The sequence below is a fragment of the Bradyrhizobium sp. 2S1 genome (genome assembly GCF_011516625.5).
Classification (GTDB): Bacteria; Pseudomonadota; Alphaproteobacteria; order Rhizobiales; family Xanthobacteraceae; genus Bradyrhizobium; species Bradyrhizobium septentrionale.
This window is the reverse complement of sequence record NZ_CP147717.1, coordinates 4,942,782-4,969,777: the sequence shown is the minus strand read 5'-3', so window position 1 is coordinate 4,969,777 and position 26,996 is coordinate 4,942,782. Positions and strand designations below refer to the sequence as shown.

Below are 26,996 nucleotides of genomic sequence, written 5' to 3'. Positions count from 1 at the left end.
CCGCGGCGCTCAGGCAGCAGCCGCTTTGGACTGTTGGGTTGCGTTCCAATTCCACGGGAGCAGGTCGGCGACTCTGTTGACGGGGTGATCTGGAAGCCTTGCCAGCACGTCAGCGAGCCAGGCCTGCGGATCGACATCATTCAGCTTGCAGGTTTCGATCAGGGTATAGACGGCGGCGGCACGATTGCCGCCAGCATCTGAACCTGCGAAGGTCCAATTTCGTCTTCCGACAGCCACACCGCGTAACGCTCGTTCGGCAGCGTTGTTCGAGAGGCAGACGCGGCCATCGTCCAGGAAGCGCGTGAACGCCGTCCAGCGGTTGAGCAGGTAGTTGATCGCCGTTGCAGTATCGTTGCCTGATGAGAGCAAGGTTCGTTGCTGGCGCATCCAGATTTCGAGATCGGCGACGATCGGCCTCGACTTATCACGACGTACCGCAAGCCGTTGTTCCGGCGTATTGCCGTTGATGGTGCGCTCGATCTCGAACAGGATATCGATGCGTCGCACGGCCTCGCTGGCAATCGGCGCCTCTCCAGATTTCGCCAGGTCGAAGAACTTTCTGCGGCCATGGCTCCAACAGGCCGCTTCAACCTTTGGGCTTTGTAGAGCTGGTTATATCCATCGAAGGCATCGGCCTGCAGGAGGCCCACATAGCCGGCAAGACGGCTTTGCGGATGCTCTCCAGCCCGATCGCGTGAGTAGTAGAACAGGGCCGCCGGCGGATCCGTGCCGCCAAACGGCCGGTCATCGCGAACATAGGCCCAGATCCGGCCGGAAACCGTCTTAAGCTTGGCCAGTACCGGCACCGTCGTATCGTCGGCGTGGATGCGCTGCGCCCTCATGACGTGGATGCGGATGGCCTCAATAATGGGATCGAGTGCTACCACGCAGGCGCCGACCCGATCCGCCAGGGTCGAGACTCGATCTCGATCCCTTCGCGGGCATAGGTCTTGCTCTGCCGGTTCAACGGCTGATGCAGCAAGAACTTGTTGACCAGCACCATCGCCAGCAGGCTCGGCCCGGCACAGCCCCGCGGGATCGGATCGGATGGGAGGGCGCCGGCGCCTCTGTGATCGCCTCGCAATCTCGGCAGGAGAACTTTTCGCGGACATGCTCGATAATCTTCCAGCGCCGCGGCTCGCAAGGGTCTTCGATACCACCTCGCCCTCGCCGAGCTTGTGCAGCCGTTCACTGCCGCACTTGCCACACGCGCAAGGCATGGGTTCGATGATACGTTCGACCGGCAGGTTATCCGGTAGGGGGCGTCGCGGCGGCCGTGGATTTTGCGCGCGCTTCTGTTTGGCGGCTTCCGGCGCTGCGAACTCGGCTTTGGTTTCCTGCTCCGCCTGTGTCTCTTCAAGATCCTCGATGGCGAGTTCGAGCTGCTCGACCAGCAGCTTGCCGCGCTCAGAAGATTGCCCGAACTGCTCGCGCCGTGCCTTGGCCAGCATCAGTTTCAGCCGCTCGATTTCCAGCCGGCCGACGGTCACTTCGCTCTTCGCCAGCGTCAGCTGTTCGCGCTGCGCAATGATCATCGCATGCGCAGCGGCAAGGTCGGCGGGAAGCGGATCGGCGGGCGTCGTCACGAGGGCGAATCAACCATATTCGCGGCAAAAAATCCCGCTGGATTCCTGCCGTGAGTCAAAGAGCCACAGCTTAACCGGAAGCCTGTGGACGCCAGGTTGCCTGCGGCATCCGCCAGTCAATTCCGGACAGGAGATAGGATAGTTGCGCAACGCTGATCGTCACAACGCCGTCCGCCAGCGACGGCCACAAAAAGCGGCCGCGCTCCAGCCGCTTCGTGAACAGACACGCGCTCTGGCCATGGTGAGTCGGCCCCGGGGGTTGCACCCGGAGCCGCTCTCCGAACCGTACGTGACGCTCTCACGTCATACGGCTCTCAACAAGTAACGAGGCAGAACTCAACATCGCCCAATGAGCGAACAGCTTCGGCCTGCGGCAGCGGATCAATCTGAGCCAGGTGGAGGCTCTGACTTTTCCATTCTTCAGCCCTTTGTATTTGCGTCGCGCCCAGCGGTTAAGAGATTCGTCGACATATCGATACAGGTTGTGCATTTCTGACCGCCCATATCTGCCGTAGTACTGCCTCCATCCACGAAGGACGGGGTTCAGTTCCAAGGCAATTGCGTCGACTTCCGTCTGCGAGCGAAGCCTGAGGCGGAGCTGCCGGATCGTCATACGCATAGACGTCATCGCCGCCCTGCTGACCGCTGGCGAGAACGTACAGAAGTTTTCTTTCTTCTGATGGTTTCTTGCCCTGCGCGGTCGAAAGGTAAATCCCAGAAAGTCAAATGACTGACTGGCATGGCTACCCGGGCGATTGCTGTCTTTGCAGTAGACGATCTTGGTCTTGTCGGGATGCATTTCGAGTTCGCATTCCTTAAACCTTGCTTGCAGCGCCGCCTTGATGGCTTCCGCTTCAGCCTTGGTTCGGCAATGAACGAGCCCGTCGTCCGCGTATCGACACCACGGCGACTGCGGGAAGTTCCGCGCCATCCATGTATCGAACGCATAATGCAAGAACAAATTGGCAAGGACGGGACTGATCACGCCGCCTTGGGGTGTGCCCCGGTCGCGAGCGGTGATCGCTCCGTCTCTGTCTTGCATCGGCGCTGTTAGCCAGCGTTCGATGTAGAGCAGAGCCCATTCGTCTTGCACATGCTTCCTGACGGCCTTCATAAGCAACTTGTGGCTGATATTGTCGAACAGGCCTTTGATGTCGAACTCCAGCACCCAGTCCATCCTCCAGCACCGTTGCCGGGTGACGCCGACGGCGTCCAGCGCGGATTTTCCGGGCCGGTAGCCGTAGGAATCGGGAAGGAAGATTTCCTCGAGTGCTTGTTCAATCTGCAGCTTGACGACCGTTTGCGCCACGCGATCTGCTACTGTCGGCACACCTAGTACCTACTGTTCTTAAAGCGTGAGTCGTGATTCAAGGTCGGGATGATACCCGAAGCAAGAGAAGTCCACCTTTCGAGGAAAGATCGCAAGGTGCTTGAGGCGTGTTGCCGCTCCCCGGTGACGTTGCAGCGCGATTTGAAGCGGGCGCGGATAGTTCTGTTGGCGGCGGATGGACGCAGCACTCGGTCGATCGCCAAGGAAGTTGGGGTCCAGCCGCGGATTGTCAGCCTTTGGCGGCATCGCTATGCCGACCAAGGCCTTGAAGGGCTGCAAGACAAGCCGCGACCGGGCAAGCAGCCAATCTATACGAAGGCCACCGACAAGCGGATTCTGAAGCTGCTGGACAAGCCGCCGCCGGACGGGTTCGCACGCTGGACCGGGCCCCTGCTGGCCGGGGCGCTGGGCGATGTTGACGTCCAATATGTCTGGCGGTTCCTGCGCAGCCACAAGATTGACCTCGCGGCTCGTAAGTCCTGGTGTGAGAGCAACGACCCGAACTTTACGGCCAAAGCCGCCGATGTTGTCGGCCTCTATGTCGCCCCGCCCGCGAAGGCCATTGTGCTGTGCGTGGACGAGAAGCCCTCGATCCAGGCTTTGGAGCGAGCGCAGGGTTATCTGAAGTTGCCCAATGGCCGCGCCTTGACCGGCCAGAGCCACGATTACAAGCGGCATGGCACCACAACATTGTTTGCGGCGCTCGAAGTCGCCACCGGAAAGATCATCGCGGCGCATTCAAAACGCCGACGCCGCGTCGAGTTTCTCGACTTCATGAACAGCGTCACCGCGGCTTTTCCGAACCGGAAGCTTCACGTCATCCTCGACAACCTCAACACCCACAAGAAGAACGAGCATTGGCTCAAGGCCCACCCCAACGTGCAATTTCATTTCACGCCGACAAGTGCGTCTTGGCTCAATCAGGTCGAGGTATGGTTTTCGATCTTGCAGGGGCAGTCGCTCAGCGGCACCTCCTTCACAAGCCTCACGCAGCTTCAGGAGCACATCGATGCCTACGTCAACGCATACAACGACAGAGCCGAGCCCTTCGTCTGGACCAAGAAAAAGGTCCGTCAACGCCGTTTCAAAGGCCGCCGTATCACTCAGCTCTGATTCTGGGTACTAGAATGCGTTGCCCGCCGTTCTTCTTGGGAATGGAGACAGCCCGAACGGCAGGTGGAAAGTAGCTGCCAGAAGACATTCGATTCCAGACCTTGTAAAGGTTGCCCTTCAAGTCCTTCTCAAAAGCTTCGAGCGACACCTTATCCACGCCGGCCGAGCCCGCATTGGCTTTGACCAATCGGTAGGCCTTCATCACTGTCTGCTTGTCGATATCGTACTGCTTACGTCCGGTTACACTCACATGTCCTCCTGCTCATCACAGTTGCATATGGGAGCAACCCACTTGTTTCGGCCCCTTCGCTCCAGTCCCATTACAGCACCTTCATCACTACTACGAGCCGATCCGCCCCAGTGTTGTGCTTCGGTACTCTCGTCTCGCGGTGTGCGCCGCTTGAACTTCTCCCTTGGCATCACAACGACTGGTTCCTGCAGTTCTCTACAAGAGCCTGTATCCAGATCGCGTCCCCTAAACGCCGGTCGCCATCCGCGCAGTAATCCAGGCGCCTCACGGATTGATCTCAGGGATGGCACGCGCCCCTGATTTTGGCGACGCCTTAGTAATTTTCGACGCGTCATCGGAAGATTCGCTTTCGCTCGCCTTCTGGATACTTACCTGCCCCGTACACCCGGGACTTTTGCAACACTTGCTCATGACCGCGCCTTTTAAGCGAAGCCACAGTGTCGTGGTTTTGCATCTGCGCCTGAAACGCCGATGCAGGAGGGCCATCCTCCATCTCTCATAAAGCTGTACGCATTAAATTCGGTTATTCACCTCCTTCATGCTCTGCAGCACACCATGCCAGATGATCTTGATCAGGTCGCCGCGGCGGCCTCTAAAAACGTAGAGATCGCCAGCGTGAGGGTTCCGTTTCAAACCCTCCTGAACCAGACGCGCAAGGCTAGGGAAGCCTCGGCGCATATCGGTATGGCCGGTCGCGAGCCAAACCCGTACATTGCCCGGTATGGCGATCATCGGCGCTCAAGCACCTCGAGGACCCGCGCCAGCGCCTCCGGATCGACGTGTGCATCCACCCGGATGCGTCGTCGGTTGCCAAGATCGATCTCGATCAATCCAGTACGCGCGGCCGCCACGGAGCGCACTCGGCCGTCACCCGCAGGCAAAAGATTCGGAGTTTCCTCCACTTCTGTAGCGACGATCTGCACCGGCGCAAAGGAAGGTACAACCTGCTCTGATGTCCGCGCTTGTCGACGCCAGGTAAACACCAGGCTGGCCGCTACTCCGTTGCGACGCGCAACCTCTGTCACCTTCGCGCCTGGCGCCAACGTCTCCTCGACAATCCGCGCCTTGTCATCCTGCGACCAGCGCCGCCGCCGCTCCAGCCCGCCCAAAACCTCGACCCGCATCGCCTGATGACTGAGCTGCTGCCGGTTTGATGGACACCGAGATTAGGTGTTTCATGAAGCCGGAGGTGGCGATGAAAAGACGGAAGTTCAGCCGCGAGTTCAAGGTCGAGGCGGTCAAGCTGGTGCGGGAACGTGGGGTGTCGGTGGCGCAAGCTGGCCGTGACCTGGATGTTCATGAGAATGTTCTCCGCAAATGGGTGAAGGAGTTGGGCTCCGACCCGGCGCAAGCCTTTCCCGGCCACGGGCAGATGAAGCCGGAGCAGCAGGAGATCGAGCGGCTGCGCCGTGAGGTCGCCAAGCTGAAGGCCGAGCGGGATATCCTAAAAAAGGCCGCAGCCTACTTCGCGAAGGAAGCGACATGAAGTTCGCCTTCGTCGCGAAGCACCGGACGATCTGGCCGGTGGCATGGCTATGCGATGCGCTGGGAGTGTCGCGGTCGGGCTTCCATGCCTGGCTGAACCGCTCTCCCAGCGCCAGATCCCGCAGCGACGAGGAGCTCGGCGGCAAGGTCAAGGCCAGCTTCGCCGCCAGCGACCGCACCTATGGCGCACGCCGGGTGTGGCGTGACCTGCTCGCCGACGGGGCGGATTGCGGCCTGCACCGGATTGAGCGGCTGATGCGCCTGCAAGGCTTGCGGGCGCGGCCGCGACGTCGGCGCTTACCGAAGGACAGCGGCGATCGACAGCTCGAGACCGTACCGGCGAACCTCCTTGACCGGCAGTTCGCCGCCGAGCGGCCGAACCAGAAGTGGATCGCCGACTTCACCTATCTCTGGACGGCCGAAGGCTGGCTCTATGTCGCAGCGGTGATCGACCTGTTCTCACGCCGCGTGGTGGGCTGGTCGATGAGTGCCTCCATGACGGCACAGCTCGTGACGGACGCATTGTTGATGGCCGTCTGGCGGCGCGGCAAGCCGGATGCGCTGTTGCATCACTCCGACCAGGGCAGCCAGTACACCAGCGAGCAGTTCCAGCGCCTGATGGCCGACCACGGCATCGTTTGCAGCATGAGCCGCTCCGGCAACGTCTGGGACAACGCGGCGATGGAGAGCTTCTTCTCCTCGCTCAAGACCGAGCGTACGGCCAACAAGATTTATCAAACCAGAGATGAGGCACGCGCCGATGTGTTCGACTACATCGAACGATTTTACAACACGACCCGCAGGCACTCGACCATCGGCTATCTCAGCCCGGTTGAGTTCGAGCGCAAGGTGGGATTAGCTTAAGCGGGTGTCCATCAAACCGGCAGCAGCTCAGACCTTAAAGCTAGACTTAAGGTCGCACGCTTCGCGAATTACCACGCGTCACGCAAGACGGCGCCCGTCGGATGCGTACCCCTAATTCGTTAGCTTGCGGTAAAAGCCGACCTAGTACCTACTGTTCTTAAAGCGTGAGTCGTGATTCAAGGTCGGGATGATACCCGAAGCAAGAGAAGTCCACCTTTCGAGGAAAGATCGCAAGGTGCTTGAGGCGTGTTGCCGCTCCCCGGTGACGTTGCAGCGCGATTTGAAGCGGGCGCGGATAGTTCTGTTGGCGGCGGATGGACGCAGCACTCGGTCGATCGCCAAGGAAGTTGGGGTCCAGCCGCGGATTGTCAGCCTTTGGCGGCATCGCTATGCCGACCAAGGCCTTGAAGGGCTGCAAGACAAGCCGCGACCGGGCAAGCAGCCAATCTATACGAAGGCCACCGACAAGCGGATTCTGAAGCTGCTGGACAAGCCGCCGCCGGACGGGTTCGCACGCTGGACCGGGCCCCTGCTGGCCGGGGCGCTGGGCGATGTTGACGTCCAATATGTCTGGCGGTTCCTGCGCAGCCACAAGATTGACCTCGCGGCTCGTAAGTCCTGGTGTGAGAGCAACGACCCGAACTTTACGGCCAAAGCCGCCGATGTTGTCGGCCTCTATGTCGCCCCGCCCGCGAAGGCCATTGTGCTGTGCGTGGACGAGAAGCCCTCGATCCAGGCTTTGGAGCGAGCGCAGGGTTATCTGAAGTTGCCCAATGGCCGCGCCTTGACCGGCCAGAGCCACGATTACAAGCGGCATGGCACCACAACATTGTTTGCGGCGCTCGAAGTCGCCACCGGAAAGATCATCGCGGCGCATTCAAAACGCCGACGCCGCGTCGAGTTTCTCGACTTCATGAACAGCGTCACCGCGGCTTTTCCGAACCGGAAGCTTCACGTCATCCTCGACAACCTCAACACCCACAAGAAGAACGAGCATTGGCTCAAGGCCCACCCCAACGTGCAATTTCATTTCACGCCGACAAGTGCGTCTTGGCTCAATCAGGTCGAGGTATGGTTTTCGATCTTGCAGGGGCAGTCGCTCAGCGGCACCTCCTTCACAAGCCTCACGCAGCTTCAGGAGCACATCGATGCCTACGTCAACGCATACAACGACAGAGCCGAGCCCTTCGTCTGGACCAAGAAAAAGGTCCGTCAACGCCGTTTCAAAGGCCGCCGTATCACTCAGCTCTGATTCTGGGTACTAGACAAGATGAGAGAGCCCATCCGGGTCATTTGCGTCGGTCTTGTTTGGCGCCATATCTAGCGCCGCCTTGGCGTCCCGCGCATCTAAGCAAATCGCTGGCAGTCTTTCCTGTGTCAGTGCATGGTAAACTAGACTGACAAGGGCCCCGTCTCGAACACGACGCGTTCGGCGGCAACCACCTCAATCCAACGCATCACAACCACGCCGGTGTTCCCAACCCCGCGATTACCCTATGTAATTGAAAGCTCGCTTACGTTGAAACCAGCAGCGATCAAGCCGATCTTGTCATCGAGACGTGGGCATACGATCCCGCCGCATTGTCTGACACCGACAACGTGGACCCTCTGTCACTTTACGCTCACTTCAAGGATCACCGTGACGAATGCGTCTCCATGGCGGCAGAACATCTCTTGGAGCAAATCACATGGTAGCTGGTGACTTGCGTTGCTCTCAGTTGCTCGGCTTATCGCGTCTGCCACACATGACTCGACCGACGGGCTGCCGCGCTCGCAGTCAAGTTGTTGAATAGAATGTAGGACGGCTTTTCGGGGTTTCTCCTCCCCCGCAGTTGGCACGACTCTTGAGTGTCTCTCGTTGCCCGGCGGCACGAGTTGCCGACGCCATCACTGATTGATCCTCTCATTGAGAAGGGAAGCAGCAATGAAGATCGATATTTCAGCTTAAGGTGTGACCGAATTAACTGCTTAAGAAGCATCTGCAACTTCAGGAGGCCGGTCTTGGCTCCTCATAGGAGCAGTGGGCGGAATTCTCGGGGTGCAGCCCCTGTAGTTATATCTGCGGGCGTCTGGTTTCCTACATATAAGCCGTACGGCTAGACTGGTTTCTTACACGTAAGCCGCACGGCTAGACCCGAAGAACACAGGTGACGAAAACGCAGTACGGACCGCGGATTAGCAGCTTCCATGGAAGCCACTAACCCGTCTTATTCGTCAGAGTGCGCCTGAGAGGCTGGCGAGCGTGGTGTAAAGCGCTGATGCGGCGTAGGATTCGGTTGCAAAGCCAACCCCATCACCTCAACCGCGAACGCCAGGCCCGCCATGACCGATGATACGATTCTGCCCTTCTCGTTTCCAGCCGTTCACGCCAAGAAAGTCACAGCTGCCTTCGATGGCGGTCGGCTGACCTCGAACGGGGGCGTGATGCTTCTGGCGATGGCCGAGCGGCGTCTCGGCTTGGCCGACAATTTGGCCCGGGTGTTCCCGGATCGGCGCGATCCGACGCGGGTCGTGCACAGCCTTGTCGATATGTTCCGCGCGCGCATGTTCGCGATCTGCTGCGGCTACGAGGACGCCGACGACCTCGATCATCTGCGGTCCGATCCCGCATTCAAGCTGGCCTGCGGACGGCTGCCGGACACGGGTCGCGATCTGTGTTCCCAACCGACGCTGTCGCGGCTGGAGAATGCTCCGCGCCTGCGCGACGTGATCCGACTGACCTACACTTTGGTCGACGCATGGATGGATAGCTACCCGCGCGAGCCGGCATCCGTCACGCTCGACATCGATGATACCTGCGATGTCGTCCACGGCCATCAGCAGCTCTCGCTGTTCAACGCTCATTATGACGAACGCTGCTTCCTGCCGATCCACGTCTACGACACGGAGAAGAGCCGGCCCGTGGCGGTCGTGTTGCGGCCCGGCAAGACGCCGGGCGGCGTCGAGGTGCGTGCCCATCTGCGCCGCCTGATACGGCATATCCGGACGCGGTGGCACAACACGCGAATTACGTTCCGTGGCGACGGGCACTATGCCCGGCCGGAGGCAATGGCGTGGTGCGAGACCAACGGCATCGACTACATCTTCGGTCTGTCCGGCACCAAGCCGCTCGCCAGAAAACTCGACGAGGCCGCCGACGACATCCGCACGCGACGCGCCATCGAGAACCTGCCGGTTCTGCGTGGCTATACCGAGACGCGCCACAAGGCCAAGTCCTGGGATCGCGAACGGCGTACCGTCGCCCGTATTGAGGCGACGATGCTCGGCCTCGACATCCGTTTCGTCGTCACCAGCCTCGATGTCGGCTCGGCCGAGTGGATCTACGACAGCCTGTATTGCGCGCGCGGCCAAGCCGAGAATCTGATCAAGCTGCATAAGACACAGCTCGCCTCCGATCGCACCAGCTGCCGTTCGGCGCTCGCCAATCAAGTCCGCCTCGTTCTCCACACCGCCGCTTATTGGCTGATGCTGACCGTGCGCGACGCGATTCCCAAAGCCCGGGAATTGGCCACAGCCGAGTTCGCGACGCTGCGTCTTCGTCTCTTGAAACTCGCTGCCCGTGTCGTCGAGACCACGAGCCGCATTCGCCTTGCGTTTGCCGCGGCATGTCCCGAAGCCGACCTGATCCGCGGCTTGCCAGGCGCGCTGCTGCCGCTCGGTCCTTGACCGGCGGGGCGTCCGCCCCCCGTTCGCCCAACCTACACCTCAAGCGCGTTGCAAAGTACGGGTCGGTCAGGCGGTGAAAAGCCGAAGGCAATCCCGCGCGCCTCGTCAGAGCAGATGTGCGGCCACATCAATCGGACTAAAAAAAGCACTCTCACGAATAGGACGGGCTAATCACCACAAGGCGTGAACTTGTGGCCTTCGGCGAACGACAGCGTTCAGGCATTCACCGGGTTTGGCAATCAACAGGTTAGGTCATGGATTGTCTGGACTTTCTTCGGACGAGCATAGCGAAAAAGGAGCTGCCGACCTACGTCTATGGTTATCCTTCCAAGCGAGCGTATCGGGCTTTTCCGCAGCCACTCCACATAACTGATGTCGTTGAGCAGGCTAGCCGTTCTAAGCACATCAACATCTATATCCACATACCGTTCTGCCGCTACCGGTGCACCTACTGCACGCTCTTCCTTACAACGCGTCAAAGCCCGGCCACGAGGGAGTCTTATGTTGCTCGATTGGCGGAGCACATCGCGCGATATGGAGAATACTTCGGAGATCGAGAGGTTGTAAGTATCTATTTCGGCGGCGGCACGCCAACTCTGCTGACTAAGCATCAATTCCGCGAGCTTTTCGCCGCCCTCGAGGCTGCATTTCCAAAACGAAGCCGGAAATGTGAGATTACGATCGAGAGCGCGCCAGACACTTTCGACAACAACCTTCTGGATTGCTTGAAGGCCTTTGGCGTCAACCGAATGAGCATGGGCATCCAGACCATGGTACCCGGCGAGCTTGCGCACGCTGGTAGACCATATTCGGTCGAGACTGCAGAAGCGGGAATGAAAGCACTGACGGAACGTTTTTCCCACGTCAATCTTGATCTGATCTACGGGTTGCGTGGTCAAACCCGTGACTCCTGGTTCTTTTCGCTTGGCCGCGCGCTCGACTACGAGTCGCAGACACTCTCCCTTTACCCCGTTGTTGTTCGTCCGATGACAAACATCATGACCTCAAAGGCGCACGCCCCCGAATTATTCTTCTCTGATGCGGATAAGTATGAGGTCTACGACCAGAATGTTGCTCTGATGGCGTCCAAGGGTTACCGCCAGGAATCCTTTACGCGTTTCACCAAGATCGCTGGCGGCCGAGCCTACCGGCAGGAGAACTCGGATTTCGAGGGAAAGAGCTGGCGCCGGTTGTTTGGACAGCGCCCCGCGGGATTTAAGTGGATTCCTGCCGGGTTATGCTGAACGCGGGGCCTTACGATTTTGTCGTTGCGTCGGGAGGGCGTAGCCCGACCAGAGCGACGACAAAATCGTCGGCGACGGTCATGCGGCCATCACCATAGCTTGCGTGCCGAAGTAAGCCTCGTCGGGCGTGCGCCCGTCAAGGCTCGAGTGAGGGCGTCCCTGATTGTAGAAGGCCAGATACTTGGCAATTGACGCTCGCGCCTCGGACACGCTGTCGTAGGCGCGGAGATAAACTTCTTCGTATTTGACCGTGCGCCAGAGCCGCTCGACAAACACGTTGTCGCGCCAGGCGCCCTTGCCGTCCATGCTGATGGCGATCTTCGCGTCCAGCAGCACATCGGTGAACTCGAGGCTGGTGAACTGGCTGCCCTGGTCCGTGTTGAAAATCTCGGGCCTGCCGTGCTTCGCCAACGCCTCCTGGACCGCTTCGACGCAGAAGGCCGCCTCCATTGTGATCGAGACGCGATGGGCCAGGACCCGTCGGCTGAACACATCGACGACCGCCGCGAGATAGACGAAGCCACGCCGCATCGGAATGTAGGTGATGTCCATTGCCCACGCCTGGTCGGGCCGCTCGATCTTCAATCCGCGCAACAGGTACGGGTAGATCTTGTGACCCGGTGCCGGCTTACTCGTGTTCGGGCGACGATAGACCGCCTCGATCCCCATGCGCTTCATCAGCGTCGCGATGTGGCGGCGACCGGCGTATACGCCCTCCCGCCGCAGCAACGATCGCTGCATACGCGCTCCCGCGAAGGGATAATCGAGATGCAGCTCATCGAGCCGACGCATCAAGGCAAGGTCCTCGGCCGAAACTGGCCGAGGTTCATAGTAGACCGTGCTGCGAGCCAGCTTCAGGACCTTCGCCTGGCGCACGATAGAAAGATCATGACCGCGGTCGATCATCGCTTTGCGCTCAGCAGGCCCGCCTTGGTGAGCGCGCCGGACAAAAAATCGTTTTCCAACGCCAGCTCGCCGATCTTGGCATGTAACGCCTTCAAATCGACCGGCGTCTCGGCCGACGCCTTGTCATGCCCAAACACGCCGGCGGCGCCTTCCAGGAGCTGGTTTTTCCAGATCGTGATCTGGTTCGGATGAACATCAAACAGTTGCGCCAGCTCCGCCAGCGTCTTGTCGCCTTTGACCGCAGCCAAAGCAACCTTCGCCTTGAATGCCGGAGAATGCATCCGGCGGCTCTTCTTCGTCATCTTCGCTCCTGATTCGCGGCAAGAATCCTCGCCGCTGTCAGGCAGAAAATCCACTCAAGCTACTGTCCGAATTTGCGGAGCCAGCTCTCTATGGCGATCACGGCCTCCAATTCGTCAATGGAACGCTTACCGGCAAATATCGAGACTTCACGCGCCCGAAGCGCTTGCTTATTCGAAATAAGTGATGCTTGAACGGTTTCTCATTGGCTGCCTTGGCCCGTCGAAAAAGGGCTTGGGTCACGTCACCACGGTCGCCAACCTTACGAGGTTATTCACACCCCGCAACTTCCCGATCACCCCACGTCTCGACGCCGGTCATCAATCGCTGAGCACGCGCTTTCGTAGGATACTTTAATACCAAATACACCGAGCACCATCAAATTCGACTCAGGGGCTCGACAACGCCGATTCTGCCGATTCAAGATTTCGCCGAATTGACTGATGCTGCGTTTGTCCCGCCGAACACTGCGGAAGTCGAGGTCGCGCTTACGGATGGTGGCGCGTTCTGTATGTAAGATCCGTCTGGCTGTACCGCGGATTGGCCGACTCAAGGTCGCCGCTCGTGGAGTCGTAGATATCCGCAGGTGTAGCCGGAGCAGGTTTTCGCCAGAATAATCTGCGCATCGCTATGGTGTTCTTGTTTCCGCCTACACCAACTGAGGCAGCCTTACGGCACGACGTGCGTCATTATTATCCCGACCAGCAGAGCAGCACCTAAGACCGTAATGCCAATACAGATGCGAGCGGCGGTTGAATAAGAATGGAAGTGTGGTTGTTCGAACATGCCACACTCAGGCTCCTTCACGGACCTCAGCCCTTCTTTAGCCCGGGCGCGCCGAGGATGAATAGAGGATGAGTGGCCAGGGAGCGACGGGCCCCCAAAATGGGTAGGAGCCCGATCCAATGTTGATGCTGTACCGTCAAACGTCGTCAGCCTTTCGGGCTGGACTCCGTGGAGCATCAGGATCTGACGATGTCTAGAAAGACTGCCAACTTGCGTGCCGAAGTTAAGAAGCGCATTGCCCAGATCGAAAGTATGACACTGGTCCAGATTCAACGGGTCATGATGGATTGTGTGTCCGAGCGGTCTGCTGGCAGGATGACGACAGATGAGGGCAATGCGTTGCGCCGAGCACTGAACAAACGGGTTAGCATTCTCAGACGAGACCTTATCGCGTAAGAGTTCGCGAGCTTGTCAGGCAAAGCACTGACGTCGCACAGCGGGACACGAATTTAGCCGGGGAGAACCTAGATAAATGACTGCTTTTAGGCGGGGTTGCTAGGTAAGCGATTTACCCGGTGGTCTAAGCTGGACGACCAGCGGGTATTCGAACTGCGGGAAGCCGCGCGAGCTGCGCAAGAGATCGCGAGTGAGCTAAAGCGCAGTGAGTCGGCGATCAGAATCCGGGTCGTCACCCTTGCGGGCCTAAAGAAAGAACCCGCGGTGGGGAGTTAGGACGAAGAGGAGCGGCGTCTTTTATTTGGAGTCCCTTACCCTCGGCGATCGTTGCCGGCCATTGACGACACGGGGGCGCACTCGGCGCATCCCGCCCTTCGTCCGTCCGGCATTAGGTAGGCGATATGAAACAGCATGTCCGAGCGGCTTCAGCTGCGGTCGCGTTCGCTTACCATCGGCGCTGCGAAGTCCTCAGCGTGTACGAACGCGAAACCAAAACGCGCAACGAGATTAGTGTCGCCGTATGCGGAAAACAAGTGGACGGATACGACTACGACAGTGAATGCCACGTCAGCGGTTTGTTACCGAACCTGTATCACCACGGGGCGAAATCGCGTTGGATATTGAGCCCTGGGACCTCGGAGATTTGCATCGGCTACGAGGACGACACATCGTCCTTCTTCTCAGTGAAAATCGTCAGCGGTCACGTTCAGGTATTTGATTGCCGCCAAGTCCTGTCCTTCACATACACAGTATGGTGGAGAGACGTGCAATCCGATAGCTGCTGATGCCCCTCGGCTCGCCGAGCCGGGTGATTTCTACGGAGGATTAGGCCGAGAGGACGTTGAACTGGAACACTGCGAGGCGGTCGGCGACGCTGGAGCTGGCTTCCGCGTCTCTCGTTACCGGCACTCCAATAGCTTTGACGACGGAAGCGCTTCTGGCCCAGATTGCCGTTGCCAAATATGCCGATGGCGAGCCGCTTTACCGCCAGGAGGCCATCTACGCCCGCGACAAGGTCGAACTCGACCGCCACGCAACAACCGCATCTCACTAGGCCGACGAAGAGATGCCTGGGCCGCCGGCGTCGGCGGTGGGTACACGATGATCTCGAAGGACCTGCGCGGCGGCGCGGGAACAAGGGGACGTGCAATAATCGCCTGAACATCCGGCACGATGCGCTGGCGGCATCCGTATTGAACGGCCTCCGGACGCACTTAATAAAGCCCGAATCGTTCAAGCTGTTTTGCGAGGAATTCACCCAAGAAGTGAACCGAATGCGGATCGAACGTCGAACCGATCAGGATGCTTGGCAAAGCGAGCTGGAAAGAGTCGAAAAGCAGATTCGAGGCATTATCACTGCGATCAAGATGGCACGTATGAACCGTCGATGAAGGCTGAGATGGATGCGCTCGAAGCTTGCAAGTCGAAGTTGACCGATCTGCTCGCGAGCGCCGAGGCCCCCGCCGCTCTTGCACCCGAACATGCGGAGTCTATCGGCAGCGCATCTCTGCACTGTATGAAAGCCTGCAGTGCGAAGAGGAGAAAGCCGAGGCGGCGGTTCCGTACGTTGATCGATCAGGTTGCTCGTGCTCGACGGGGAACAGCTCGCCATCGTGCTGCGCGGTGACTTGGCCGCGATCCTGCGATTTGCGGCGGACAAGAAGAACCCCGACTTCCTCTCGGAGGCCTGGGCTCTGGATGGCTTGCTATCGCAAGCATCGGTCGTTGCGGGACCGGATTTGAACGTATGACCATCAGTTCATAAACCGTCCTGCCCTATTGATCCTATGCTGCCAGACTGCCAGAGCGAATTTGATCCCGCCAGCCGTCGGCGCGCTTTACCATTTCGGCATTAGCGTATCCACTTGCTCGTCGAATGCCATGAACATCCGCCGCGAGCTGATGGTTTGAGATCATTGCTTCTTCATAAACGTGTGAGAGCCAGAAGCGACACACCTTCGGAGGACGGATTGCCACTACGCCCAGACAAAGATCGAGACCAAAGCGGGCACATTGACATGAAGCAAAGACACCGAGGAGGAGATGGGTCAACTTCATGTGTGTGAGCATGGATAGATAAGACGTGCAGACCTCATTGCTGAACAAATATTGCGATTCCCGCCTGCCTTGGTACACTATTTATCCGACCGTACCGGATTTCTCTGCGATGGTGGGCGCCAACACTTATGGGAGATGGTTGAGGCGGCTGCCGCGCGATGAACCGGTATCCATCTATCTCCACGTTCCGTTCTGTCGCTCGATTTGCTGGTATTGCGGCTTCCCGACAAGCCTCACTCACAGCGAGCGACCGATCCGCAAATATCTCGCGGTGCTCCGCGAGGAGATTGATTTGGTCGCAGCGCAGGCGCCGCGCGCCTTGTCCGTCAGCGACGTGCATTTCGGCGGCGGGACACCGACCATCATCTCGCCCGCCGACTTCTTGGGCCTGATGGAGCTCCTGCGCGACTGCTTCACATTCAGCAAGTCGACCACCGTTGCCGTCGAGATCGATCCCAGAGCGTTCACGACCGAGATGGCCGAAACATTAGGCTCAGCCGGCGTTAGCCGCGCCAGCATTGGCGTGCAAAGTTTTGATCCCCTGGTGCAGCGGGCAGTGAACCGCGTCCAGAGCGAGACACAGACAGCTCTTGCCGTCGAAAGTCTGCGCCAGCATGGAATAAGCCGCATCAACTTCGACCTCCTGTTCGGATTGCCACACCAGTCGGTGCAGTCCTGCGTGGACTCCGCCAGAATCGCGGTAGCGATGCGGCCGGACCGGCTTGCGGTTTTCGGCTACGCCCATGTTCCCTCCTATATGAAACGTCAGCGCCAGATCGATGAGGCGGCGCTGCCGGACAATGTCGCTCGCGCCGAGCAAGCCGCGGCGGTGGCTGACACTCTGGTCGCGGCGGGCTACCGACAAATTGGGCTCGACCATTTCGCCTTGCCAGACGACGAGCTCGCGCTGGCGCAGAAGGCCGGTCGCCTTTGCCGCAACTCCCTGGGTTATTCGGCTGATACCTGTCAAACCGTGATCGGCTTCGGTCCGTCCGCCATTGGCCGCCTTCCTGACGGCTACGTCCAGAATGAGCTCGCAACCGCTTCCTATCATCAGCATATCAAAGCTGGCTGCTTCCCGACTTCAAAGGGCTACCGTCTCACCGAGGAAGATCGGCTTCGGGCCGAAATCATCGAACGCGTGATGTGCGACTTACAGGCCGATGTTCCAGCAATCTGCGCCAACCACGGATTTGATCCAGTAGCTTTTCTTGATTCAGCTGATCGCTTGGAGATGCTCACCGAGGACGGGATAGTGGAGATCGAAAAGGGTATCCTCCGCGTCAAGCAGGAGCACCGTTTTGTCATCCGCGCCGTTGCTGCGGCATTCGACGCTTATCTCGACCGCGCACCATATTAACGAAGACCACCCATATGCGCACAGTTCCGAAGCATCAAATGAGGTCGCGGGCCGCGGCCCGTACGGTCATACTAGTACCCAGAATCAGAGCTGAGTGATACGGCGGCCTTTGAAACGGCGTTGACGGACCTTTTTCTTGGTCCAGACGAAGGGCTCGGCTCTGTCGTTGTATGCGTTGACGTAGGCATCGATGTGCTCCTGAAGCTGCGTGAGGCTTGTGAAGGAGGTGCCGCTGAGCGACTGCCCCTGCAAGATCGAAAACCATACCTCGACCTGATTGAGCCAAGACGCACTTGTCGGCGTGAAATGAAATTGCACGTTGGGGTGGGCCTTGAGCCAATGCTCGTTCTTCTTGTGGGTGTTGAGGTTGTCGAGGATGACGTGAAGCTTCCGGTTCGGAAAAGCCGCGGTGACGCTGTTCATGAAGTCGAGAAACTCGACGCGGCGTCGGCGTTTTGAATGCGCCGCGATGATCTTTCCGGTGGCGACTTCGAGCGCCGCAAACAATGTTGTGGTGCCATGCCGCTTGTAATCGTGGCTCTGGCCGGTCAAGGCGCGGCCATTGGGCAACTTCAGATAACCCTGCGCTCGCTCCAAAGCCTGGATCGAGGGCTTCTCGTCCACGCACAGCACAATGGCCTTCGCGGGCGGGGCGACATAGAGGCCGACAACATCGGCGGCTTTGGCCGTAAAGTTCGGGTCGTTGCTCTCACACCAGGACTTACGAGCCGCGAGGTCAATCTTGTGGCTGCGCAGGAACCGCCAGACATATTGGACGTCAACATCGCCCAGCGCCCCGGCCAGCAGGGGCCCGGTCCAGCGTGCGAACCCGTCCGGCGGCGGCTTGTCCAGCAGCTTCAGAATCCGCTTGTCGGTGGCCTTCGTATAGATTGGCTGCTTGCCCGGTCGCGGCTTGTCTTGCAGCCCTTCAAGGCCTTGGTCGGCATAGCGATGCCGCCAAAGGCTGACAATCCGCGGCTGGACCCCAACTTCCTTGGCGATCGACCGAGTGCTGCGTCCATCCGCCGCCAACAGAACTATCCGCGCCCGCTTCAAATCCCGCTGCAACGTCACCGGGGAGCGGCAACACGCCTCAAGCACCTTGCGATCTTTCCTCGAAAGGTGGACTTCTCTTGCTTCGGGTATCATCCCGACCTTGAATCACGACTCACGCTTTAAGAACAGTAGGTACTAGAGCATTTTCCGACCGGAACGAATCGGGTGGGGATTCCCAAAACGGCGCGAGTCAGATTCAAGCTACATGCTGGCGAGGGAGGCCAGCATGTATGGCCAGGGCGCTTTCGGTTGATCTTCGCCAAAGGGTGGTAGCAGCGATTGACGGTGGCATGTCCTGTCGACAGGCTGCCGAGCGCTTTGGTGTCAGCGCGGCCAGCGCGATCCGCTGGCGCGGTCGCCTCAAGGAAGTTGGCGACATCGTTCCTAAACGCCAGGGCGGTGACCGCAAATCGAAGCGCATCGAAGCGCATTCGCAATTGATTCTGGAGGCGGTGACAGCGAAGCCGGATATCACGCTCGCCGAGTGGCTCTGCACAGTGATTTTGATAGGTTGGGTTCGGCGGTCAGATTAGCTCCGGCAGGAGCTTCGGATCAAGATTGGATCATCGGACGACCAACCGAGACGGGGCCCTGTTCGTGGGCGGCAATCTCATGACTATCCGATGGCACGTGAACCAAATCCGTAACGCGCCGAAGATGGGACGAGTCCGAGCTACGGCTGCAGACACGAGTCGGCTTGCAACCGTTCACGCGCATACTAAAGACTTTCAATTCACGCAGCGGTGAACGGCCTTACTATGGGAACTCCAGTCAATTGCGAACAATATCTAGCACTCGGAGGACAGCATAAATGAGGATTGCCCAAGTCCCAGCGCAAAACAACACGGCAGCACGCCACGTGTTGGCCCTGAATCGATTTCGCCATTTGATGAGCTCGGATGCGTAACCACTGAAGCAACGACCGCGGACGACACCGATCATCTGGCCGTAGCTGTCAAACCGGAATTGGGAACGATGTTTTCGGATGTAATTGATCCTCTCTTGAGGCGAGAGACACCAAGTCCATATGTCAAGAGCTGAAGCTGCCTGCTGCTCGAGATGCGGCGTCCCGCGCAGTCTACTGCGATGATAACCTACTCCCGAAGCCTTGCTATATGCTCTGTTTGCGGCGCGCACGTCGTCGAAGTCTGTAAATCTAAAATGCATTATCGGATCGAGCCTGCTTTTGGTCATGTTTCGCTGGCGACGCTACAATATGACCTTACGTCAGCTTCAAGCCAAATTTGACCTACCAGCCCTATGAGGCTCCCCTCGACGTCTTGATGAGCCATGAGCGCTACGCGGGGGGATGGTGAGCGATCACCGCTGTCACGATCGCCAATTGATGTTCGTCGTGAGCTCGCGTCTCTCTGACAAGTTTGCGACCAACTGACCCGAAATCCCCGATCTTGGCGATTGTGCCAACCGCGCGGCATACTCGCTCAGTGCGGAGACGCTTCAATTGTCTGAAGAATTTAATCGTAGAACCTGCTTGCAACGGACAATGGCTCCCGATGGACTCGCGACGGCCGCTCCGTCCAGGGATAGCGGCTTGACATAGTAGGCAATGTTGGTCGTAACGCGACGATTGCTCGCTCGAACTACCTACTGCCCGGCAACAATCCCTTCTATGAGCCATGAACTGGGAGCAGGACTTCAACTTAAACGCCATGGTCTCAGCGTGGCGCGTTGAATCGCTTCCATTCCGACGCTCAGCGCGACGCTTATACGCGGCGCGCAAAGCCATGCGGCTACACGGCGTCGATGCCGACCTTTGGACCCAGACGCAGCGGTGACCTCCACCGACAGGCTGTGCTGCGATGGGTCGCGCACAAGGCCAGGATCGTCGTGCAACGCGAACTCTCTATACGGAAGATTCACGCGAGCCCGCGGGAGACGCGTCCGCGCCCCGGCCGGCGACGGGCTGCCCTGCGAATTGTCTGGCCCGTTAGATGACCCCGGCATCCTTAGCGCTCTTAGCTTCTGCTGAAAGTCCGTTGGACCCCGATGGTGCTAACCAGTCAAAATCACTGTGCAGAGCCACTAGGATAGTCCAGGTTCGGCGTTGCTCGGGCCCATTATTCAGATCGACAGGCGTTTCGGTTCGGACTTACGGCGGAGGCCGTCCGTAGCGGATCTTCTCGCTGTGATCTCGAAGATCCGGCTGCACTGAACGAGACATGTGATGGAAGGGGCCAATCCATATCCGGTTCGGGTCGAGGCGGCGCGAGGCAGCTTGACGCGGCGCCCGGCGCGGGCCCCGCCCCGGCGGTGGCGACGCGGTGAGACAGCGATACGGAGGCGACCGGTCTGTGGTGTCAGCGCTCGCCGATCGGTCCTGCGATCAAAGGCGCGCCTCCGACCGAAACAGGACCCTGTGGTTTTGAGCGTCCGATGCGTTTCTTGACGGAGCTCAAGACCGCTTTGTCTGGCGGCAAAGTAGCAGCGGAAGGAGCAGATGGACCAGGCGCCGGAATCTGCAAGGTGTCGATTCGCGAAGTCAGTGTGGTGAGTTGATCCAAGATCGCTTGGAGGTCGCCCCGCTGGGCATCGATGTGGCGGGTGAGCTCTGCGATGTCATCGCTCAGCTTCTGCTGCGCCCCCTGTGTCTCGGTCAGGGATGCCCTGTCCTCCGGTGACAGAACCATCGTTGAACCGACTTGCCCAGCGGCAGGCGTTTCGACGAACTCTGCGAGGCTCGATGCAAAATGGGCTGCCGCCGCACCCAGGCCGACGAAGACAACAAGAAACATCAAACCCCAGCGAATGCGCCCTAACGAGCTGTGCAAGAGCGGCCGCAAGTCCGAGGCGGCAGCCTGATCTGTCATCTCCATGGTTCCACGCGCGACTTCCCCGACCCAATAGGCTGCTCGTTGCTGCAATAGCCTGCGATGCTGACGGGCTGCAGCCGCCCGCGCCCCCCCCGGGCACGATCATTCTTCGCAACCTCCGATCGTTTGCCCTTTGGCTCCACTGTGGGCTCTTTTTCAGCGCAAAAGACCCCTAGCGGGGATCTCCTGCATCTTACCGTCAGCAGCGGCGTACTGCTTCGCGTCTTTGCGAGCGACGGCGCAGCATTTTCTCACGATTCACAAGATCCTTGCAGATTTTCTCACCCTGCTGCGGCCGAATACGAACCGCGCCAATTCGCCGGAGTGCGTTGCGACGGAAACTCAGCCCTGCCAGCTAGCCACCTCAGCACCTGGTCGAGGGGCGCCATGCCATTGGACCGGCAGCCATTGCAACTACCAATCTCGGCAGGTTGATCGAGACGATGGACAGCTGGCAAGCGTGGCCATCGAACGCCCCACGGATCATTTGTCAAGGAACTCGGAATGCACCATAGATTTGGCCGCGCTAATGGAGCTGACGGATTCGCCAACTGCCCTCCGGCAGCGATCAAAGCTGCTCGAATGCTATTTTCTCCGTTCTCCTGCGCCAGCACGCAGAACACTCTGCCACGATCGCCGGGGGCACAGACGGCAACATTTTCCAGACCTCGCGCCGTCTATTGCCTCGTCTTTCGGTGACCGAGCTGCCAACAAAGCTTCATGATGCCTGCCCTCGTCACCGGCGGGGGTTGCTTTCGGTGACTACCATTTCGTCGAGAATGACGTCTTCAAGCACGATGTTCGGCACCATAAGACTCCTCTGCGCCATCACGAAGCACGGTCGCTCGCGATGTCTTGCTGGCAAGGACAGCTGAAGCTCGTTCGTCATCAGCACCTCATCGAGCCCGCACGCAGCTCGCACTCGGCGCCACGCATGATGCACAAGCTACGTGCAGGCCAGATCATCCTCGCCCTCCCCGGGTGACGAGGTTCGGGACGGTTAAGCCGGTCCCGCTGGGGACGTACGAGACCTTTTGCTTTTAGAGGTCACCATAGCCTTCAGACTCCAAAGGCTGGGAAGGCCGCTTCTCGTGCAATCAGGCCGACGCTCGATCCATTCACGGCTCGCAGATAGGGACGCGAAGTACATTATGCGCGATCGCATTGTTTCGGCGATAACGTCTCGAACATCTTCGGCTACGGCGGCACTTGCATACAGCTCGAAGCGACGGCGCCGGGTTGTCGCACTTCCGCTGGCGGCTTGTCTGGTCGGCAATTCAGTTCTGGCAAAAGCCGCTAACGAGCTTGATCTCAACAGAGATACTGCAGATCAGGTCACCAAAAGGAGCCGCAGCACCGCTCCCGATCGGGCGACAAGGCTCTCCATCCGCTTGATCAGTAAGGCATCCGGACCCCGTGCCGCGGCGCCGGCAACTGGTCCCAGCATGCCTCTCAAAAAGAGCGGCAGTGCCGATCAGGCTACCCAGACGAGAACACAAGCGGCGATCGACCCTTTCGCGCGTTTCGAAAATCTACGAGAAAAGGGGTTGTGGCTCGCCATTCCTGGGCCTGCCGATACGATAGATCAGGACAAGGGCGGCGCCAGATCTGCGCTGGCGGACATCGGCATCGGGTATATCGGCTGGACGCACAACAGCTTTGCAGACAACCAGCTGCCGAATGCAGCCAGAAGCAGCTTCGCAAACCAGCTCTATATGGGACAAAATCCGACATTTGCCACGGCGAACTTCATGATCGTCACCTACGATCTCAGCCGCTTCGGTATTGCTGATGGTCAAATTGCCGTGGGGGCCGAGCAGCAATACTGGACATGGAAGCGCCCGGGGCCAGATCGAGTAGGACTCAACACGCTCGCTTACTACCAAACTTTCCTCGACAGGACACTCGAACTCAAGTTTGGCTATCTTAGAAATCAGAACGAATTCACCGGCACATTGTTCGGAGGAATTTCAGGATCAAACATGTTCGCCCTGTTCCAAGCAGGGATGAGCACCAACGCGGCGCCGACCCCCGCCCTCAACCTGAAGTACAATTTCGATGATCGCTGGTACAACAAAGTCTCCGTGCAGCGCTCAATCAGTCCAGATGGACCCTATGCGCATGTAACCGAGAATCCCAGCGGCGTGAACTGGAGCACAGCAAACGCGGGCATTCTTTTCATCGACGAGATTGGCTACAAGAGCAAGGCCGCTCCCGGCGTGCCTGACACGTGGTTGCGGGCAGGCGCTGGTTTCAGCAGCAGCCGCTACAAGAATGTAGCGGACCCGGACCGGCAAAGGCATAGCGGCAATAGTTTTCACTACATCGCCGCGGACCGGCAGCTCTGGCAGAGTGACGTCCAGGGGGCACCATCTCGTGGTATCTATGGCGGATTCTCTCTCATGGGAGCACCGCCCGACCTCAACAGAATCAGCCAGTACTACGAGCTTCGCCTTTATGCGAAGGGACCTTTTGATAGTCGGCCCAGTGATCTGATGGCTCTCGTTGCCACCAACACCGTCTGGAGCAAGTTTGCGGTGGATGCTGCCTTGGCCAAGGGCGAGCTCGTGCATCGCGATACAACAGCAATCACGGGAACATACACTGCGTATCTCGCGCCGGGAATATATGCGAGCATCGGCCTGTCATACATCCATAACCCGACGAGCATCACACACACGCCCCAAACGGAGCACGCCCTCGACCTGTTGGTGTCTACGCTGATATTCTTCTAGAGCATTTTCCGATCACGTTGCGTCGTAACCAGCCGCGACGAGATAATTTTGGCATTCCTCGGGTGAGAAGCGCTTGAGAGCGTTGGCGATTGCTTGCCAGAGATCGGGCATGGTGCGCGCTGCGGCGGCCCGCAACAGGGCTTTCAGTTTAGAGAAGGCCATTTCGATCGGGTTGAAGTCTGGACTGTAGGGCGGAAGATAGAGCAGGCTTGCTCCGACCGCCCGGATGGCCTCTCGAACGCCATGGACCTTGTGAGCGGGCAAGTTGTCCATGATAACGGTATCGCCCGGCCGCAGCGATGGGGCGAGCAATTGCTCGACGTAGGCCAGGAAAGCGTCGCCATCCATTGGACCGTCCAGAACAAGCGGCGCGATCAGACCGTCGGAGCGCAATCCAGCGGTGAATGTCGTCGTCTTCCAATGTCCGTGTGGGATAGCTGCACGACATCGCTCGCCGCGTGGCGAGCGGCCGTAAAGCCGCGCCATTTTGGTGTTGGCGCTGGTTTCGTCGATGAAGACGAGACGCTCAGGGTCAAGATCGATTTGCCCTTCGAACCACTCCTCACGCGCGGCATTTATATCGCCGCGCCGTTGCTCGGCGGCGTGCGCTGTCTTTTTTTAAGTGTGATCTTTCTGCGCTGGAAAAAACGCCAGAGCGACGCGATGCCAGTCGATATTCCACGACGTTTCAACAGTTCTCGCAACTCGGCGAGCGTGATATCCGGCTTCGCTGTCACTGCCTCCAGAATCAATTGCGAATGCGCTTCGATGCGCTGCGATTTGCGGTCACCGCCCTGGCGTTTAGGAACGATGTCGCCAACTTCCTTGAGGCGACCGCGCCAGCGGATCGCACTGGCCGCGCTGACACCAAAGCGCTCAGCAGCCTGTCGACAGGACATGCCACCGTCAATCGCGGCTATCACCCTTTGACGAAGATCAACCGAAAGCGCCCTGGCCATACATGCTGGCCTCCCTCGCCAGCATGCAGCTTGAATCTGACTCGCGCCGTTTTGGGAATCCCCACCCGATTCATTCCGGTCGGAAAATGCTCTAGATCATCGCAAGCCTCGTTTTGCTCTTACCTTTTCATGGAGCATGCGACAGCGAGCTTCTCGATTGCGATTCCGATGATTTCGCCTGGGTGTACCGATTTGATCTCGCCCAGGATTCCGAGATGATCTCGTCCATCGCCCGGGGCGCGAGGCGTTCTGGCTGTTTGGTTTCTGGTATCGGCGAAGCCGCGAGGCCAATCTAGAATCGCGGCTCGAAGGAATTGGTTTTTTTGCTGCTCCTGCTGTGATGGGGTGGACGCCCCCTCGACGGCATCGATGTGCCAAAGTGAAGGGTGTTGAACAGCCATCACGAGAGAGGAAGCGTCCGTGAACGAAGTTAGCACGATTGGACTAGCCCGTCCTATTCGTGAGAGTGCGTTTTTTTAGTCCGATTGATGTGGCCGCACATCTGCTCTGACGAGGCGCGCGGGATTGCCTTCGGCTTTTCACCGCCTGACGACCGGTACTTTGCAACGCGCTTGAGGTGTAGGTTGGGCGAACGGGGGGCGGACGCCCCGCCGGTCAAGGACCGAGCGGCAGCAGCGCGCTTGGCAAGCCGCGGATCAGGTCGGCTTCGGGACATGCCGCGGCAAACGCAAGGCGAATGCGGCTCGTGGTCTCGACGACACGGGCAGCGAGTTTCAAGAGACGAAGACGCAGCGTCGCGAACTCGGCTGTGGCCAATTCCCGGGCTTTGGGAATCGCGTCGCGCACGGTCAGCATCAGCCAATAAGCGGCGGTGTGGAGAACGAGGCGGACTTGATTGGCGAGCGCCGAACGGCAGCTGGTGCGATCGGAGGCGAGCTGTGTCTTATGCAGCTTGATCAGATTCTCGGCTTGGCCGCGCGCGCAATACAGGCTGTCGTAGATCCACTCGGCCGAGCCGACATCGAGGCTGGTGACGACGAAACGGATGTCGAGGCCGAGCATCGTCGCCTCAATACGGGCGACGGTACGCCGTTCGCGATCCCAGGACTTGGCCTTGTGGCGCGTCTCGGTATAGCCACGCAGAACCGGCAGGTTCTCGATGGCGCGTCGCGTGCGGATGTCGTCGGCGGCCTCGTCGAGTTTTCTGGCGAGCGGCTTGGTGCCGGACAGACCGAAGATGTAGTCGATGCCGTTGGTCTCGCACCACGCCATTGCCTCCGGCCGGGCATAGTGCCCGTCGCCACGGAACGTAATTCGCGTGTTGTGCCACCGCGTCCGGATATGCCGTATCAGGCGGCGCAGGTGGGCCCGCACCTCGACGCCGCCCGGCGTCTTGCCGGGCCGCAGCACGACCGCCACGGGCCGGCTCTTCTCCGTGTCGTAGACGTGGATCGGCAGGAAGCAGCGTTCGTCATAATGAGCGTTGAACAGCGAGAGCTGCTGATGGCCGTGGACGACATCGCAGGTATCATCGATGTCAAGCGTGACGGATGCCGGCTCGCGCGGGTAGCTATCCATCCATGCGTCGACCAAAGTGTAGGTCAGTCGGATCACGTCGCGCAGGCGCGGAGCATTCTCCAGCCGCGACAGCGTCGGTTGGGAACACAGATCGCGACCCGTGTCCGGCAGCCGTCCGCAGGCCAGCTTGAATGCGGGATCGGACCGCAGATGATCGAGGTCGTCGGCGTCCTCGTAGCCGCAGCAGATCGCGAACATGCGCGCGCGGAACATATCGACAAGGCTGTGCACGACCCGCGTCGGATCGCGCCGATCCGGGAACACCCGGGCCAAATTGTCGGCCAAGCCGAGACGCCGCTCGGCCATCGCCAGAAGCATCACGCCCCCGTTCGAGGTCAGCCGACCGCCATCGAAGGCAGCTGTGACTTTCCTGGCGTGAACGGCTGGAAACGAGAAGGGCAGAATCGTATCATCGATCATGGCGGGCGTGGTGTTCGCGGCTGAAGGTGATGGGGTTGGCTTTGCAACCGAATCCTACGCCGCATCAGCGCTTTACACCACGCTCGCCAGCCTCTCAGGCGCCCTCTGACGA

General features: G+C 59.2%; 17 protein-coding genes and 6 pseudogenes. 11 read left to right on the top strand and 12 right to left on the bottom strand.

All coding sequences use genetic code 11. From position 1 onward, the window contains the following. Window positions 1-9 precede the first annotated feature (9 nt). From tnpC to ltrA, 3 genes and pseudogenes are all read right to left on the bottom strand, one after another. Window positions 10-1,535: pseudogene (gene tnpC, locus HAP54_RS23500) on the bottom strand (IS66 family transposase). A 121-nt stretch (window positions 1,536-1,656) separates the two neighbouring features. Then, window positions 1,657-1,851: an IS66 family insertion sequence element accessory protein TnpB gene (tnpB, locus tag HAP54_RS23495; RefSeq protein ID WP_166304039.1), complete on the bottom strand. Its 195-nt coding sequence runs from the start codon at window positions 1,849-1,851 to the stop codon at window positions 1,657-1,659. 33 nt (window positions 1,852-1,884) lie between these two features. Beyond that, entirely contained in the window at window positions 1,885-2,916 is a 1,032-nt protein-coding gene (gene ltrA, locus HAP54_RS23490; RefSeq protein WP_166294300.1) for a group II intron reverse transcriptase/maturase, read from the bottom strand. Window positions 2,917-2,964: 48 nt separating this feature from the next. On the opposite strand from ltrA, the gene HAP54_RS23485 reads away from it, so the two are divergent. Next, window positions 2,965-4,029 carry an IS630 family transposase gene (locus tag HAP54_RS23485; RefSeq protein WP_166204319.1) on the top strand — a complete coding sequence of 355 codons (1,065 nt, stop codon included), beginning with the start codon at window positions 2,965-2,967 and terminating at the stop codon, window positions 4,027-4,029. Here the strand turns inward: HAP54_RS23485 and HAP54_RS23480 are convergent. From HAP54_RS23480 to tnpA, 3 genes and pseudogenes are all read right to left on the bottom strand, one after another. Further along, a pseudogene (locus HAP54_RS23480) lies at window positions 4,028-4,231 on the bottom strand (group II intron reverse transcriptase/maturase); the annotation flags it as partial. The gene HAP54_RS23485 and the pseudogene HAP54_RS23480 sit on opposite strands and share 2 nt — an antisense overlap. Before the next feature lie 561 nt (window positions 4,232-4,792). Further along, window positions 4,793-5,011 (bottom strand): IS66 family insertion sequence element accessory protein TnpB, encoded by a 219-nt coding sequence (gene tnpB / locus HAP54_RS23475; RefSeq protein WP_166304037.1) that lies wholly within the window; start codon window positions 5,009-5,011, stop codon window positions 4,793-4,795. Continuing rightward, entirely contained in the window at window positions 5,008-5,403 is a 396-nt protein-coding gene (gene tnpA, locus HAP54_RS23470; RefSeq protein WP_166208739.1) for an IS66-like element accessory protein TnpA, read from the bottom strand. The genes tnpB (HAP54_RS23475) and tnpA overlap by 4 nt, the downstream gene beginning before the upstream one ends. 71 nt (window positions 5,404-5,474) lie before the next feature. Between tnpA and HAP54_RS23465 the strand changes: the two genes are divergently transcribed. Beyond that, a protein-coding gene (locus HAP54_RS23465; RefSeq protein ID WP_166295259.1) for an IS3 family transposase occupies window positions 5,475-6,628 on the top strand; the annotation gives its coding sequence in 2 pieces (ribosomal slippage) (window positions 5,475-5,724 and window positions 5,724-6,628; 1,155 coding nt in all). A 187-nt stretch (window positions 6,629-6,815) separates the two neighbouring features. Beyond that, on the top strand, window positions 6,816-7,880 hold the full coding sequence (locus HAP54_RS23460; RefSeq protein ID WP_166204319.1) for an IS630 family transposase: 1,065 nt from the start codon (window positions 6,816-6,818) through the stop codon (window positions 7,878-7,880). A gap of 15 nt (window positions 7,881-7,895) precedes the next feature. On the opposite strand, the pseudogene HAP54_RS23455 reads toward HAP54_RS23460, so the two are convergent. Further along, window positions 7,896-8,062: pseudogene (locus tag HAP54_RS23455) on the bottom strand (IS110 family transposase); the annotation flags it as partial. Between the two features lie 888 nt (window positions 8,063-8,950). On the opposite strand from HAP54_RS23455, the gene HAP54_RS23450 reads away from it, so the two are divergent. Together HAP54_RS23450 and HAP54_RS23445 are read left to right on the top strand one after the other, a co-directional pair. Then, a complete protein-coding gene (locus HAP54_RS23450; RefSeq protein WP_166204320.1) occupies window positions 8,951-10,294 on the top strand; it encodes an IS1380-like element ISBdi2 family transposase in 1,344 nt (447 codons plus the stop codon). Between the two features lie 254 nt (window positions 10,295-10,548). Next, window positions 10,549-11,538, top strand: coding sequence for a radical SAM protein (locus tag HAP54_RS23445; protein ID WP_166304034.1), 990 nt, complete (start codon window positions 10,549-10,551; stop codon window positions 11,536-11,538). A gap of 78 nt (window positions 11,539-11,616) precedes the next feature. Here HAP54_RS23445 and HAP54_RS23440 read toward each other — a convergent pair. Continuing rightward, window positions 11,617-12,746, bottom strand: a protein-coding gene (locus HAP54_RS23440) for an IS3-like element ISRj2 family transposase (protein WP_166204126.1) whose coding sequence is annotated in 2 segments (ribosomal slippage) — window positions 11,617-12,494 and window positions 12,494-12,746 — 1,131 coding nt in all. Because the reading frame shifts where the segments join, the coding sequence is not laid out codon by codon here. A 2,102-nt stretch (window positions 12,747-14,848) separates the two neighbouring features. On the opposite strand from HAP54_RS23440, the pseudogene HAP54_RS23430 reads away from it, so the two are divergent. The 3 genes and pseudogenes from HAP54_RS23430 to hemN form a co-directional block, all read left to right on the top strand. Further along, window positions 14,849-14,956 (top strand): annotated as a pseudogene (locus HAP54_RS23430) (IS66 family transposase); the annotation flags it as partial. A 550-nt stretch (window positions 14,957-15,506) separates the two neighbouring features. Next, entirely contained in the window at window positions 15,507-15,677 is a 171-nt protein-coding gene (locus HAP54_RS23425) for a hypothetical protein (protein WP_156929073.1), read from the top strand. A 332-nt stretch (window positions 15,678-16,009) separates the two neighbouring features. Then, window positions 16,010-17,344, top strand: coding sequence for an oxygen-independent coproporphyrinogen III oxidase (gene hemN, locus HAP54_RS23420; RefSeq protein WP_166304032.1), 1,335 nt, complete (start codon window positions 16,010-16,012; stop codon window positions 17,342-17,344). Between the two features lie 84 nt (window positions 17,345-17,428). Here the strand turns inward: hemN and HAP54_RS23415 are convergent, their stop codons facing one another. Then, on the bottom strand, window positions 17,429-18,493 hold the full coding sequence (locus HAP54_RS23415; protein WP_166204319.1) for an IS630 family transposase: 1,065 nt from the start codon (window positions 18,491-18,493) through the stop codon (window positions 17,429-17,431). 137 nt (window positions 18,494-18,630) lie between these two features. On the opposite strand from HAP54_RS23415, the pseudogene HAP54_RS23410 reads away from it, so the two are divergent. Continuing rightward, a pseudogene (locus tag HAP54_RS23410) lies at window positions 18,631-18,885 on the top strand (helix-turn-helix domain-containing protein); the annotation flags it as partial. A 1,078-nt stretch (window positions 18,886-19,963) separates the two neighbouring features. Next, a pseudogene (locus HAP54_RS23405) lies at window positions 19,964-20,175 on the top strand (sarcosine oxidase subunit beta); the annotation flags it as partial. A gap of 543 nt (window positions 20,176-20,718) precedes the next feature. Here HAP54_RS23405 and HAP54_RS23400 read toward each other — a convergent pair. Next, the gene (locus HAP54_RS23400) at window positions 20,719-21,234 is read right to left on the bottom strand and encodes a hypothetical protein (protein ID WP_029084417.1); all 516 of its coding nucleotides are present in this window, start codon (window positions 21,232-21,234) and stop codon (window positions 20,719-20,721) included. Window positions 21,235-22,382: 1,148 nt separating this feature from the next. Between HAP54_RS23400 and HAP54_RS23395 the strand changes: the two genes are divergently transcribed. Beyond that, a complete protein-coding gene (locus HAP54_RS23395; protein WP_166304029.1) occupies window positions 22,383-23,966 on the top strand; it encodes a carbohydrate porin in 1,584 nt (527 codons plus the stop codon). A 12-nt stretch (window positions 23,967-23,978) separates the two neighbouring features. Here the strand turns inward: HAP54_RS23395 and HAP54_RS23390 are convergent. Both HAP54_RS23390 and HAP54_RS23385 read right to left on the bottom strand, forming a co-directional pair. Continuing rightward, a protein-coding gene (locus HAP54_RS23390; RefSeq protein WP_166293531.1) for an IS630 family transposase occupies window positions 23,979-24,925 on the bottom strand; the annotation gives its coding sequence in 2 pieces (ribosomal slippage) (window positions 23,979-24,586 and window positions 24,586-24,925; 948 coding nt in all). Window positions 24,926-25,540: 615 nt separating this feature from the next. Then, window positions 25,541-26,884: an IS1380 family transposase gene (locus tag HAP54_RS23385; protein WP_166298516.1), complete on the bottom strand. Its 1,344-nt coding sequence runs from the start codon at window positions 26,882-26,884 to the stop codon at window positions 25,541-25,543. Window positions 26,885-26,996: the final 112 nt, after the last annotated feature.

What these genes read in the sequence shown, in the direction of transcription:
- HAP54_RS23485 (WP_166204319.1), top strand. Translation starts at nt 2,965, where the DNA reads ATGATACCCGAAGCAAGAGAAGTCCACCTTTCGAGGAAAGATCGCAAG.
- tnpB (WP_166304037.1), bottom strand. Translation starts at nt 5,011, where the DNA reads ATGATCGCCATACCGGGCAATGTACGGGTTTGGCTCGCGACCGGCCAT.
- tnpA (WP_166208739.1), bottom strand. Translation starts at nt 5,403, where the DNA reads ATGCGGGTCGAGGTTTTGGGCGGGCTGGAGCGGCGGCGGCGCTGGTCG.
- HAP54_RS23460 (WP_166204319.1), top strand. Translation starts at nt 6,816, where the DNA reads ATGATACCCGAAGCAAGAGAAGTCCACCTTTCGAGGAAAGATCGCAAG.
- HAP54_RS23450 (WP_166204320.1), top strand. Translation starts at nt 8,951, where the DNA reads ATGACCGATGATACGATTCTGCCCTTCTCGTTTCCAGCCGTTCACGCC.
- HAP54_RS23445 (WP_166304034.1), top strand. Translation starts at nt 10,549, where the DNA reads ATGGATTGTCTGGACTTTCTTCGGACGAGCATAGCGAAAAAGGAGCTG.
- HAP54_RS23415 (WP_166204319.1), bottom strand. Translation starts at nt 18,493, where the DNA reads ATGATACCCGAAGCAAGAGAAGTCCACCTTTCGAGGAAAGATCGCAAG.
- HAP54_RS23400 (WP_029084417.1), bottom strand. Translation starts at nt 21,234, where the DNA reads ATGGAGATGACAGATCAGGCTGCCGCCTCGGACTTGCGGCCGCTCTTG.
- HAP54_RS23395 (WP_166304029.1), top strand. Translation starts at nt 22,383, where the DNA reads ATGCGCGATCGCATTGTTTCGGCGATAACGTCTCGAACATCTTCGGCT.
- HAP54_RS23385 (WP_166298516.1), bottom strand. Translation starts at nt 26,884, where the DNA reads ATGATCGATGATACGATTCTGCCCTTCTCGTTTCCAGCCGTTCACGCC.